We start from the raw sequence: 13,219 nt of genomic DNA, 5'->3' as shown, positions 1-13,219 counted from the left end.
GATGCCAACTTTATTAAGAAAAAGAAAAAAAGACGAAAGTCTATTCAAGTATATCATTGCATTGACGCACCTATGGTTAGGACTACTCTCAGGAGTAGTTCTTTTCGTGGTCTGTCTGACTGGAAGCATTTTGGTATTTGAGCAGCCGATCACGGATGCATTCAATGCGAAGGTAGCCACCGTAGTTCCACAACAAGAACGTGTGTCTCTGGATAGTATACAAGCCAACTATTACAAGGCCCACACACTTCCATTGGGGCGTGTAACCGTACCCACAGAAGAAGATCAAGCAGTCCACCTTTATGCATCCAATAGAAAGAGCGGGGAACGCATTTCGGTTTATGCCAACCCTTATACAGGAGAACTAATAGGAGAAGATAATGCCGCCGTGCATACTTTTTTTAGTACGACAATGCAACTGCACCGTTGGCTGCTGGTCAGGGGAGTAGGAAAAACAATCGTGGGGATATCGACGGTTATCTTTTTATTCATGTTGCTGGGGGGAATTGTTTTGTGGTGGCCCAAGCGCATCAAGCAAATCAAGCAGGTTTTGACGGTCAAGTGGGACGCTAAGTTTTACCGATTAAACTATGATTTGCATAATGTACTGGGTTTTTACGCTGCTTTTGGGCTATTCTTTATCGCTTTTACGGGGCTATATTTTTCTTTTCCAGCAGTGCGAAATGGAATCAAAACAACCCTTGGTGCTGAAATAACGCAAAAGCAAGCGCAGCAACATAACCATAATCATGGCCCAGAGGGTGGGAAAAAAGGCAATAGAGGAGGTAACGGAAACCGTAACAGAAAAGCCCCTCAGAAGACCTATGCGTTACAGCAAGGCTATGAGTTACTACAGGCACAACTGCCTTATAACTCCGAGGTACGAATGTCTTTTCCCGGTAGAAGAAACAAGAACTTACGCTTCCAAAAATATAATACGGCTAATGCCATGGGCGCTTATCTGCCGGAGTATATAGAAGTAAATAGGCAGGGGAAACTCCTGTTGACACAACGTTACGAAGACCTTCCGTTGGATCGCAAGGTAACCTCCATTATACGTCCACTGCATACAGGAGAGATTATGGGATGGCCTTCTATGATACTGTACTTTATATTATGCGCTATCGGGACTTCTTTGCCAGTCACCGGATTTCTGATCTGGTGGAAAAGGAAAGGAGGTACTTCGAAAGCCTCTAAAAACACGCAGAAGACAATGGCTAGTAAGAAGCGAGAAATGATCGCTTCTTGATAAAAGAAAACCTCTAGTTTACTAACTGGAGGTTTTCTTTTGTAAAATGGAATTTAATATTTATTTGAGGGTGGAAATGAATTTTATAAAACCCCATTGAATAATGAACCAGAAACTTTTTATACTGATCATTGGTCTATGTTGGCTGTTCAGCTACATACCAGTATTCGCACAAGATAAGCTCGATGTCGATCAGTTTATTCCTGATTACCGTTTGATCTACAGTAATGAGCGCTTGAAGCTCATTGACATTTATCCTACAACATCGGGAGTACTTCTTTCTTCTCTTGATTTTTCTAACAGAACAAAAAAAGAATTGAAAAAGCAATTGGTCGATACGTTCATAACGCTTGATACTCGTAACCTTCCCATTGACACCCTTCAAGTGCCTTGTTGGCCTAGTGAATATTTTTGTAAGGCTGGAGGTCAGTTTCTATACCACCCTTCTATGCTTTATACTACTGTTTACAATGTTTTGGATGGACGTAAGAATAAATATACAGACCAATTAGATCTGATTTTTACGGTTGACGAACAGGGTTATTTTCAGAATATACGAGTACATAAAGAGAATAAGTATGGAAAGATAAAAACAACAATTTCAGGGAGAAAGAATAAGGTATATACTGCAAATATTCAAGAGTATACTGTGGAATATCAACAAAAGGAAATCCCCTATTACCCTTTTGTTAAAGGGTTGTTGGATGAGGGACAGGAATTCCTGATTGATTTTGTAGCTGGGAGAATTTATCTATTGAAAGGGGGGGAATGTTTGACTTATCCCTTACCGGAAGCGATTACCAAAGACAACTTTATAGAGTTGGAGTATGATGCTATCCAAAAAGCATACTACCTATTGCAAGAAAAAGAAACCCATTTAGGAGTCTATCGGTTAGAAAATAAGAGCTTTCAATTATTGGAAGTCTCACCGAGACAATCTTATCACAATACGATCATAGATGGATGTTTGTACAGTGTATTGCCATTTTCAGAATCACAAATAGAGGGCTTTTTTAAGTACCGGAAGCGGTTGGGACAGGTGCTTTAATGATCAGTTAAGTGAAATGATGTTTGCTAGAAATTGATCTTAGGGACAATGTCGTTAACTTAAGAACGCAAATCATATAGCCCCTCGCTATGAGGCAAGGGGCTACGGGCAAATAGTTATTATACTCAAATCGTATCCTCCTCCAACGAACTCAGTGTCACCAACGGCTCTTCCAATCCAATCATGGCAAAACGTTCCTGTCGCATCTGCTCTTCCTGGTATTCCTTATAAAGATAAATTCCATTAAACAGGAGTAATACAGCAGCTGCTGCCCAGTAAACATATTTTAGGGCAGGGCGAAAAGAAACTTCTTTAGGTTGTTTTTTTTGATGTTGTTGTAGTAAGGCATCGAAGTCCATATGCTTCTGTATCTCCTTATCAGAAGGGGTTGGACGGTTAAAGCGATAATCGTATTTCTTTTTCATGACTTTCTAAGGGATAAAGCGATTTTACGCAATTTTCCAATAATTCTATGGGTTTTTACCTTGACATTACTTTCGGTCATCTTCAGGATAGTGGATACCTCTTTTACTGATAACTTCTCAAAGTAACGAAGTTCGATCAATGTCAATTCTTCCTCCTCCAGATGGTCTAATAGTTTAGTAAGGATCTCCATATCGTCGTTTTCCCAAGTGGTTGCTTCTTCTTCTACAAGTGGGGGTAGTCGGTCTTGTTCTAGAGAAACCACTCTTGTTTTTCCTACTTCCCGGTAATGGATATTGACTTGGTTCATGGCAATGCGAAAGAGCCATGCGGAGAAGGGTACGCCACGGTATTCGTACCTTGGTAAATGCTCCAATGCTTTCATAAACACCTGTCCACTGATCTCTGCAGCCTCTTCTTCTGTGTCCACTCTTTTGTAGATAAACAGAAAAATAGGTCGGTAATACTTCTCATACAGCGGCCGGAACTGTGCCGGATTTTTCTGGGCAGCCTCGACAAGGGCTTGTTCCTGGCGTATATCCTCTTGTGTTTGATGCATAGTTTTCAGTTAACAGTGAGCAGAGAGCAGTGTACAATAAACAGTGAACAGTGAGTAGTAAATAATTGAAAATTGAAAATTAATCATTGAAAATTAAAAGCTGTATGTGACGTATCGGTTTTCACAACTGTCTTCACTTATAATTCTTCATTGTTGATACGTTACACAAAAAGGAGATTTATTTTTAATAATTGTTACCTATAGGAGGGCAAAAGTAAGATGGGAGGTATGTATAAGGTAGGAGCATTGTTACTATATCAGCTATGTATGAATTTAATGTAAATAGTTGATAATTAAGTGTATGTTTTGTGAGAAAACAACCATAATATAGGACTTCTCGTATATATTAGTACCCTTAGCAAAATTAGCTCTACTATTTTATTACATACGACCAAAGTACACGGATTGAATGATGCTATATTCTAGCTTTTTGGACGATGCTTTGTGGTATTAAACTTTACTGGCTTTAACATTTTAGGGCTTGCTTGGAATACGTATTCCAAACAAACTCTTACCTAAAACAAATTACTCATGGACTATAGGTTAGAATTATCAGAATCGGGTAGGAAATGGACCAAAAAAGCGGAAGCAGGGTATTATCGTCGCAAGATGTTACTTTGGTTCGGTGTAGGTTTGGTGATTTTTGAAGTATTAGCGATCATCCTGGATGTGACGCTTTCTTTCAGCCGAGGAGCATCCCCCCAATGGGAAAAGTTTCTGACGGCAGCAGAGTTGACTCCTTTGTTTATTGCGGGGATCTTGATTTATGGAGGAAAACTGAATTTATGGGCTAGTAGCCCCATTTTCCCAGAGTATTATTTTATCGAACTGAATGAGAAAGGAATCCGCTATTTTCTTGGAAAACGTAAAAGGGATGCCCTGAAGCAGTTCCGTAAAATGTGGAGCGATAAGGAGCAGCAGTATGCGAAGACCTATCTTGTAGAAGACTTACAGTCATTGCGAATTGACCTCCATAATGTGATGGTAGGGTTGAAGAAAAATAAGGAAAAGATGATTGACCTTAGTGGGGTACAGTTAAGAGAGCGGGTGATGATTGGTAGAGCAATAGTACAATGGGCTAGAGAAAAGGGATTGGAAGTAAGTATTTCTCCTTCTTTTGATCGTATCCAAAAGAATTTCAGGAGTAAACCCACTAAAAAAGACCTAAAAAAAGTATAAATCGGCAAATGATTGGTAACTTTGTATTTCTGGAAGTTGTGTCTGTACTCTTCCGGAAATACAATGATGAGGAAACGGTAATTTTTGTAATTTTGCCCACATGAAGAATATAAGGAATTTCTGTATAATCGCCCATATTGACCACGGTAAGAGTACACTTGCCGATAGATTGCTGGAGTTTACCAAGACGGTTTCTGACCGTGAGATGCAACAGCAGTTGTTGGACAGTATGGATCTGGAGCGTGAGCGAGGGATCACGATCAAGAGTCACGCCATCCAGATGAATTATACACATAATGGAGAGGAGTACGTATTGAACTTGATCGATACTCCCGGACACGTGGATTTCTCGTATGAGGTATCCCGTTCAATTGCCGCTTGTGAAGGTGCTTTGTTGATTGTAGATGCTTCTCAAGGTATTGAGGCACAAACAATCTCCAACCTATACCTGGCAATCGAACATGATCTGGAGATTATCCCAGTAATGAACAAGATTGACTTGCCACACGCTAATCCAGAGGTAGTAGCCGATGAGATTGTGGACTTGATTTCTTGTGACCATGAAGATATTATCCCAGCCAGTGGTAAAACAGGAGCGGGTGTTGATAAGATTTTGGAAGCGATTGTAAACCGTATTCCTGCGCCTAAGGGAGATCCGGATGGCCCGCTGCAAGCATTGATTTTTGACTCGGTGTATAACTCTTTCCGTGGAGTAGAGGTATACTTCCGAATTATGAACGGTAGCATCAAGAAAGGTGATCGCGTAAAGTTTGTGAATACTGGAAAAGAGTATGGTGCAGACGAGATTGGTGCACTGAAATTGAAGCAAGAGCCTCGTAAGGAAGTCAAAACAGGAGATGTAGGGTATCTGATTTCAGGTATTAAGGAGGCGAAAGAAGTAAAAGTAGGGGATACGATTACGCATAAGGAACGTCCTTGTGAGACGGCTATCGCTGGTTTCGAGGATGTAAAACCAATGGTATTTGCGGGTATCTATCCCGTAGACACTCAGGAGTTTGAAGAACTGAGAGCTTCCATGGAGAAGCTACAGCTGAATGATGCGTCTTTGGTGTGGGAGCCAGAAACATCAGCCGCTCTTGGTTTTGGTTTCCGTTGTGGGTTCCTGGGGATGCTTCACCTGGAGATTATTCAGGAGCGTTTGGAGCGTGAGTTCAATATGACGGTGATTACTACAGCACCTTCTGTACAGTACCATGCTTATATGAATGACGGAGAAAAGGTGATTGTCAATGCTCCTTCTGATATGCCTGATCCAGGAAAATTAGACCGCATTGAAGAGCCATTTATCAAAGCCAATATCATTACCAAGGCCGATTATGTAGGACCGGTAATTGGTTTGTGTATAGAGAAGCGTGGTACGATGATGAACCAGACCTATTTGACAACAGATCGAGTAGAGTTGGTGTTTGAAATGCCACTATCTGAGGTAGTCTTTGACTTCTTCGATAAGTTGAAAACCATCTCTAAAGGATACGCTTCATTTGATTATGAGTTGATTGGTTTCCGTTCATCTAAGTTAGTGAAGTTGGATATCCTTTTGAATGCTGATTCTGTGGATGCTTTCTCTGCAATCGTTCACCGTGATCACGCCTATGATAGAGGGAAGAAGATCTGTGAAAAACTAAGAGAGGTGATCGACCGTCAGCAATTTGAGATTCCAATTCAGGCAGCAATCGGTACGAAAGTAATTGCTCGTGAGACCATCAAGGCCCTACGTAAAAACGTAATTGCCAAGTGTTATGGTGGTGATATCTCCCGTAAGCGTAAGCTTTTGGAGAAGCAGAAGAAAGGTAAGAAGCGTATGCGTCAGTTAGGTAACGTAGAGGTAACGCAAGAAGCGTTCATGGCGGTACTTTCTGTAGACTAAGATGATAAAAATGTAGTTTATTGCTTTGGGCAGGATATCTATTAGAAAGATTCCTTGTAAGCATAACTATGTTATAAAATAGAAACATGAATCATCCCATATTAACATTTAAGGGGTGATTCATGTTTTTTTGTTTAAAAAGTGCCTTTATATATTTAAAAGCGGCCTTGAAGAATTGCCGTTAAAATTTTTAATCGTAAAAGCGTTAAGAAAATTCCATTGTTTGAGCGTAGCGAGTTTGGAATTTTTAGCTTTTGCGATTAAAAATTAGGCAAATTCTTCAAAGCCTTGATTTTTTTGCTTCGTTTTTTCATCAAGGAAAAAATGAAGAAGCTTATAAAGGGCTTGTTAGATAGCTGTAAAGTGATGAATTCTCAGAAGACTAAGCCATTTGTTAATACGGGATGATTCATGTTTTCTATGTAAAGTATTGAAAATAAACACTTTTTTATTGTATTTTTCCTTTTCAAATTAGCACTACTTACTTTATTCTACCTTCTAGTTAAACTCAACATTAATGTTGTCAAATTATTCTTCTGTACTTCTTATTTTACTAGCATTCTGTTCTCTGAATACTTGGGGCCAACGAAAAGTAGCCGATAGTATTAGGGTACATCTACAGTCACATCCTGAAAAGGACTTTGTTTATGCGGATGATTTCAATGCCTATGTTTTTGCATATCGCAGGATTAATGCAGATACGATGCTCCTATTGGCAAAGCAGTCCTTGAAGATCAGTCAGGAAATTAATTATAAGAAAGGGGAAGCGGTAGCCTATGATCGCATTGGAAGTGCTTATTATTACCAAGGAAAGTACGACTCAGCGATTATTAATTATCAGCATTCTTATGAAAAACATCAGGATATAAGTGATTCAGTCGGGATGACTGCTTGCTTAGCTAATATCGCTAATAGTTATGACAATCAGGGAATGCACGACTTAAGCTTGAAATATTATTTTCAGGTGTTACCGGCTTTACAAGCAAGAGAAGACTCATTTAGGATTGAGCTGAACTATTATAATATAGGGACGACTTATGATAATATGGGGGAGTCGGAAAAAGCAAGTGAGTATTTTTTCAAATCCTTGGAAATAGCCGAGAAGATTAACGATCGGGATGGAATGGCTTGGGCGTATAAATCTATTGGTCAGATTTATGGCAGGCAGGAGGATTATTCGAAAGCAAAGGAATACTTATTAAAGACACTAGAAATAAGAAAAGAACTCAAAGACGATAAGGAGGAACACGTAGCCCTACTCAGTATTAGCAGGATAGATGAAAAGGAAGGTAACCTAGCCAAGGCCTTAGCTTTACAAAAAGAAATTCTACATTTCTTTCATAAAAGTGGGTTTCCTCGTTGGGAAGGAATTACACTCACCCATATTGCCCAGTTGCATAAGAAACAAGAGCAATTCTTGAAGGCTGAAGCGTCCTTGATGAAGGCTTGTGCAATTTTTGAGAAACTAAACGAACGGGTACAATTGTCGAAAGCAAAACGAGCACTAGGTGAACTATATGTGCAAATGAAAGCATATGCTTCTGCCACCCAAGCTATTCAGGAGTCTATGGATTTGGCTACGGAGAGTGATATGCTGGAGGTCTTGGAAGATAATTACAGGACTAGGTATAAGCTAGACTCTCTTCAAGGGGATATAGCAGGGGCCTTTCAACACTATCAACAGTATATCGCCCTAAAGGAAAGAATATCTTCCGTTGAAAAGGAAAAACAAATTCGACAGCTTCAAATCCAATACGAAACGGAGGAGAAAGAGCAGCAAATTCAGCAACAAGAAAATCAACTAGAAGTTGCCCAAGCAGAAATAGAAAGAGAGCAATTGCTCTATCAAACCTTTTTGGCTATTTCTATATTGATGTTTATCGTGTTGGGAGTGATTTGGTGGGCTTATCATCAAAACAAGAAGGCACGGAAGAAGATTGAAGAGCAGCATACGCGTTTAGAGGAGTTATCAACCTTTAAAGAAAATATGACGAGTATGATTGTCCATGATTTGAAAAATCCGCTTAGTACGGTGATTAATTTGTCAAATTACCCTCAGGTAGATGGGAAGAGAATAAGACAGGAAGGGCAGCGAATGTTTAACCTGGTCATGAATATGTTGGATGTGCGTAAGTTTCAAGAGATAGAGATCAAACCTGTAGTAGAAGACGTTCTTTTGCATGAGATTCTGGAAAGTAGCCGTCAACAGGTAAGTATCTTGCAACAGGATAAGTCAATTGTATTGCATGTACCTCAAACACCTGTAACAGTAAGGGTAGATCGTTACATGATAGAACGTGTATTTGTCAACTTATTAACCAATGCCATTAAGTTTTCTCCTTTGGGGGGAAGTATTCATTTGAACTATAAAGTATTAAAAGATGCTTGGGTACAGGTAAGTGTAAAGGACGAGGGAATAGGGATTCCTGAAGAGGAGCAAGAGACTGTTTTTAGTTTATATGGACAGGTGGGTGCTGGTAATGTAGCTACTTCTACAGGATTAGGGCTTTCTTATTGTAAAAGTACTGTGGAAGCACATGGAGGAAGGGTAGGCTTGAAGTCAGAAGAAAATAGAGGAACAGAAGTATTCCTTACCTTGCCTCTGGTACATATAGAAGAAGTAGTAGAGGAAGTAAAAAAACAGGAAAACAAGAAGGGGTATCAATTGGAGCAGCTAACACATTACAAAAAACAATTAAAAGAAATTCCTGCGTATAGTTATTCTGAGGTTAGTGTAGTTTTGAGTGATTTAAAGGAAGAAGATGATCTAATGGTAAAGCAATGGAAAGAAGAGGTAGAGCTGGCAAGTTTAACGGGAGATCAGGCGCAGTATGAGCTGCTATTGAAGTAAAGAAGTGTAACTTTCAATTAAACAGTTCGTTAAAAGGGAGTGTGTTCCAAACATGTTCCAAATGATTATTGAATATTAATCTTTTTATATGAATTCATACAAACCGACTATTGTATTCAGGAATTGTCTGTTGGTATGCTTTTTCACTTGTATATCATGCACGTTTACGCAGGCTCAACGAAGAGTGGCGGATAGCGTCTGGAACATACTGGAAAGTCTGCCGGAAAAAGATACTACTTATGCTTACGAGTACAATGCTTACGTGAAGGCCTATCAGAGTATCAACCTTGATTCCATGATGTTGTTGGCAAAAAACTCCTTAGCGTTGAGTAAGTCGCTGGATTACCCCAAGGGATATGGCGTAGCGTACGAGCGTATTGGGATGGTGCATTACAATCGTGGAGAATACGAGGAGGCAGCAGTGTACTTTGATTCCAGCCATGTTATCCATAGTGCTATCAGAGACAGTGTAGGAGCGGTGTCCAGCTTAGGAAATGTAGCGTTCTGTTATGATCGCTTGGGAATGTATGAGCTGAGTTTAAAGTATTTTCAGCAAGTCGCCGATTCATTCTTAGTGATGAATGATACGGTTCGATTACAGCTTTCTTATAAATGTATTAGTAATTCTTATCAGCATTTGGGCAAGTTGGATAGTGCGACCAAATACTTACTGATGGGATTGCGATTGGCAGAGGCAAAACCGGATAGAATTAGTGTAGCGGGTACGTATAGTGATATCGGTAAGATCTATTTTTCCCGCAAGGAGTATGCAAAGGCTAAAGTGTATTTTGAGAAAGCCCTGACTTTGAGACAACGAGATGGAGATGACTTTGGCGTAGGTCGTTCACATTTAAATTTAAGTAAGGTTTTCAGGGTAAAAAAGCAGTACAATGAATCCTTAATGGAAATCGATAAAGCATTAGTCTTTAGTACTGAAAATGGGTTTACAGACATGGAAGCAGATGCGATCCGGGAAAAGGCATTGACTTACCTGGTCATGGGAGAACTAAGGAAATCGGAACAATTCTTTAAAAAGGCCGAACAGATTTTTATGCAAACGGAAGGGCATCGGGAACTGGTGGAGTTACAAAATAAAATGGGTACACTATACCTCAAGTATCAACAATGGGATAGAGCCAAAGCCTATTTTGATAAATCTATGCAGAAAGCCCAAAAAGGTGGAATGAAAGAGTGGGAGATGAAAAACTACAAGGGCCTTTATGAAGTAACGCTGGCATTGGAGCAACATCAACAAGCCTTGGCGTATTATGAGAAGTATATACAGTTGAAAGATGAGATAGTTTCTTTAGAAAAAGAAAAACAGATCCGTCAGCTGCAAATCCAATACGAAACAGAGAAAAAGGAACAGCAAATTAAGCAGCAAGGCAATCAACTGGAAATTGCAAAAGCTGAAATAGAACGAGAACAATTACTCAATCAAGCCTTTCTTGTCATCTCTATATTGATGTTGGTCGTAGGAGCAGTGAGCTTCTATGCCTATCGTCAAAATAAGAAGGCCCGTAAGAAAATAGAAGAGCAACATAACAAACTGGAGGAGCTATCTACCTTTAAAGAGAATATGACAAGTATGATTGTACATGACTTGAAAAATCCACTCAGTACAATTATCAATCTCGTCAACTATAGCCCTGTGGATGGACGAAGAATTAAGCAGGAAGGACAACGGATGTTCAACTTGGTGATGAATATTCTGGATGTCCGTAAGTTTGAGGAGGCAAGCGTACAACCTACCTTAGAAGAAGTATCTCTGGGAGATATTTTGGAGGATAGCCGTCAGCAAGTACGTATGTTGCAAGAAGATAAATCTATCGTACTACAATTGCCTACAACACCTATTACCGTGAAAGTAGACCGTTATATGGTAGAGCGTGTATTTGTTAACTTATTGACCAATGCGATTAAGTTTTCGCCTTTGGGAGGAAGTATCTATTTGAAATATCATATCACGGAAGAAGGTTGGGTACAGGTGAGCGTAAAAGATGAAGGAGTAGGAATCCCCAAAGAAGATCAAGAACTGGTCTTCAGTTTATATGGACAAACCGCTGCTAAAAATGTTTCGACCTCTACCGGACTAGGATTGTCTTATTGTAAAAGTACCATTGAAGCACACGGTGGACAAATTGGTATTCACTCCGAAGAAAATAAAGGAACCGAAGTATTTTTAACGTTACCTTTGGTGGCTGTAGAAGAAGTGGATGGAAGTCAAGAGGTAGAAGTCATTGAGGCGATAGGTACTTGTACTTTGGAGATATTAGACACGTATAAGGAACAATTGAGAGCGATTCCGGCATATCATTACTCAGAAGTAACGGAAGTGATCGCCCCTTTAAAAGAGACAGAAGAAGAAGTCATTAAAGAATGGATAGAGGCTGTAGAGATGGCTAGTTTGACAGGGAATCAAGAGCAGTATGATTTATTGAGCAGTTGAGTGGAGTGGTTGAGAAGTTGAGAAGGAAGCACTGAGGAAACATGCTGAGTTTTTTTATTTAAGTTTGAGTGTACAGATAGGTAATTGACTTACAAGGTGAAGAATTATAACTTTTGCCAAAAACTCCAAACTCCAAACTCCAAACTAATAAAAGGTATGGGAAAGAAAGTATTAATCATAGATGACGAAATCAACAACATTAAAGTAATCGCTGATTTTTTCGTCAAACAAGATCGTTCGCATAAAGTAATGACCTCCTTGAATCCTCGACAAGGATACCAGGTGGCTATAGAGCAGCAACCGGACCTGATTGTTATGGACTGGGAAATGCCAGAAATCAATGGGATTGAGTTGCTAGGGATGCTCAAGAAAAATGAGACTACCAAAGAGATTCCTGTGATTATTGCGACAGGGAAAATGGTCTCTTCGGATAACTTGGCCACTGCATTGGCTGCGGGAGCTGAGGATTATATTCGAAAACCCTTGGATTTGGTAGAACTAGAAGCCAGGGTTCGAACGGTATGTCGTTTGAATGAGCAATACAAGCAAATGAAGGAGTTGCTGAAGAATGAGATCGACTTGAAAAATAGAAAGTTGGCAACGGCTACTATGTATGCCTCTCAACGAAACCAGTCTTTAATTCAGGTTACGGACAAGTTACAAAACGTTATCGATGGACCAGAAAGTAAAGACCCTCGACAGGAGCTAAAGGCACTAAAGAAAGAGATCAACAGCTTCTTGGATATGGATGACAGTTGGGAGAACTATAAGATTCACTTTGAGGAGGTACATCCACAGTTCTTTGATAAAATAAAGGCGGTCGAAGCCAAAGTGACCAACAATGACCTGAAACTTTGTGCCTACCTTTGCATGGGACTAGACAACAAGGAGATTGCACACCTTTGTAATATCACTCATGATGGGGTGAAAAAATCCTTGTATCGTCTCAAGAAGAAACTAAGGCTTGGAGAAGAAGAAAACCTGAGAAGCTTTATTCAGCAATTGGATACCGTAGAGCAAGCTCCTGTTCTTGGGTAAGAAATATAGGAATTCATGCTCGTGAATACAGATAATGTAGGCCTTAGCCTCATGTAGATCCTCGTCTCAGGCGCAATGCCGCCAACTTGAAAAAGACATTCACACTATTTCTTCGTAGACGGTGGGCTTATTAAGTTTGAATATTTATCCGTCATGTTTCGTATAGTGACGGATTAAAATCCGCCCCTATGTGATGTCACCCTTTCAGGGTTTTATGGTATAATTCCGAAGGGATGACATCACTAAGAGCGCAGTACGCATTGAACTTGACTGAGGTAGTAAACCGCTCGGTCCAAGAGCAATTCCTTACTCGTACCTCGTTCGGAATTTGAACTCTTGGACCAGTTCAGTGCTTTTTCCTACTTATAAACAACTAATCGTGATAAACCCTATTGAAAATTAATAATTGATCATTAAAAATTAATCATTAAAAATGAATAACTCTTCACTCCTAACTAAAAAATCCCCCTGTCCCCCCTTTGTCCCTCCCCTTTTTCATCCCTAATCCTCTCTGTATCGTACTTTTGTAAATGAG

Annotated in this window: 9 protein-coding genes; 7 read left to right on the top strand and 2 right to left on the bottom strand. The window is 39.8% G+C overall.

The window, feature by feature from the left end; all coding sequences use genetic code 11:
- The first annotated feature begins 1 nt into the window (after position 1).
- Both ABD985_RS01900 and ABD985_RS01895 read left to right on the top strand, forming a co-directional pair.
- Entirely contained in the window at positions 2-1,249 is a 1,248-nt protein-coding gene (locus ABD985_RS01900) for a PepSY-associated TM helix domain-containing protein (protein ID WP_345368731.1), read from the top strand.
- A 103-nt stretch (positions 1,250-1,352) separates the two neighbouring features.
- A complete protein-coding gene (locus ABD985_RS01895; protein ID WP_345368730.1) occupies positions 1,353-2,297 on the top strand; it encodes a hypothetical protein in 945 nt (314 codons plus the stop codon).
- 125 nt (positions 2,298-2,422) lie between these two features.
- Here ABD985_RS01895 and ABD985_RS01890 read toward each other — a convergent pair whose 3' ends face one another.
- Together ABD985_RS01890 and ABD985_RS01885 are read right to left on the bottom strand one after the other, a co-directional pair.
- Entirely contained in the window at positions 2,423-2,722 is a 300-nt protein-coding gene (locus ABD985_RS01890) for a hypothetical protein (RefSeq protein ID WP_345368728.1), read from the bottom strand.
- Positions 2,719-3,279, bottom strand: coding sequence for an RNA polymerase sigma factor (locus tag ABD985_RS01885; protein WP_345368727.1), 561 nt, complete (start codon positions 3,277-3,279; stop codon positions 2,719-2,721). Before ABD985_RS01885 ends, ABD985_RS01890 begins: the two co-directional genes overlap by 4 nt.
- 531 nt (positions 3,280-3,810) lie before the next feature.
- Between ABD985_RS01885 and ABD985_RS01880 the strand changes: the two genes are divergently transcribed.
- The 5 genes from ABD985_RS01880 (at position 3,811) to ABD985_RS01860 (ending at position 12,684) form a co-directional block, all read left to right on the top strand.
- Positions 3,811-4,458, top strand: a complete 648-nt coding sequence (locus ABD985_RS01880; protein WP_345368726.1) for a hypothetical protein — start codon at positions 3,811-3,813, stop codon at positions 4,456-4,458.
- 100 nt (positions 4,459-4,558) lie between these two features.
- Positions 4,559-6,346 (top strand): translation elongation factor 4, encoded by a 1,788-nt coding sequence (gene lepA / locus ABD985_RS01875; protein ID WP_345368725.1) that lies wholly within the window; start codon positions 4,559-4,561, stop codon positions 6,344-6,346.
- Between the two features lie 517 nt (positions 6,347-6,863).
- Complete coding sequence (locus tag ABD985_RS01870) at positions 6,864-9,197, top strand: tetratricopeptide repeat-containing sensor histidine kinase (RefSeq protein ID WP_345368724.1); 2,334 nt, start codon at positions 6,864-6,866, stop codon at positions 9,195-9,197.
- An 88-nt stretch (positions 9,198-9,285) separates the two neighbouring features.
- On the top strand, positions 9,286-11,646 hold the full coding sequence (locus tag ABD985_RS01865) for a tetratricopeptide repeat protein (RefSeq protein WP_345368722.1): 2,361 nt from the start codon (positions 9,286-9,288) through the stop codon (positions 11,644-11,646).
- Between the two features lie 156 nt (positions 11,647-11,802).
- Entirely contained in the window at positions 11,803-12,684 is an 882-nt protein-coding gene (locus ABD985_RS01860; protein WP_345368721.1) for a response regulator, read from the top strand.
- Positions 12,685-13,219: the final 535 nt, after the last annotated feature.

Source organism: Algivirga pacifica, assembly GCF_039543525.1.
GTDB lineage: Bacteria > Bacteroidota > Bacteroidia > Cytophagales > Flammeovirgaceae > Algivirga > Algivirga pacifica.
The sequence above is the reverse complement of the archived record's forward strand: the minus strand, read 5'-3'. Positions and strand labels throughout refer to the sequence as shown.

Bases quoted from the DNA above. Each gene is read 5' to 3' on its own strand.
- ABD985_RS01880 (WP_345368726.1), top strand. From the start codon at position 3,811: ATGGACTATAGGTTAGAATTATCAGAATCGGGTAGGAAATGGACCAAA.
- ABD985_RS01900 (WP_345368731.1), top strand. From the start codon at position 2: ATGCCAACTTTATTAAGAAAAAGAAAAAAAGACGAAAGTCTATTCAAG.
- ABD985_RS01870 (WP_345368724.1), top strand. From the start codon at position 6,864: ATGTTGTCAAATTATTCTTCTGTACTTCTTATTTTACTAGCATTCTGT.
- lepA (WP_345368725.1), top strand. From the start codon at position 4,559: ATGAAGAATATAAGGAATTTCTGTATAATCGCCCATATTGACCACGGT.
- ABD985_RS01890 (WP_345368728.1), bottom strand. From the start codon at position 2,722: ATGAAAAAGAAATACGATTATCGCTTTAACCGTCCAACCCCTTCTGAT.
- ABD985_RS01885 (WP_345368727.1), bottom strand. From the start codon at position 3,279: ATGCATCAAACACAAGAGGATATACGCCAGGAACAAGCCCTTGTCGAG.
- ABD985_RS01865 (WP_345368722.1), top strand. From the start codon at position 9,286: ATGAATTCATACAAACCGACTATTGTATTCAGGAATTGTCTGTTGGTA.
- ABD985_RS01860 (WP_345368721.1), top strand. From the start codon at position 11,803: ATGGGAAAGAAAGTATTAATCATAGATGACGAAATCAACAACATTAAA.
- ABD985_RS01895 (WP_345368730.1), top strand. From the start codon at position 1,353: ATGAACCAGAAACTTTTTATACTGATCATTGGTCTATGTTGGCTGTTC.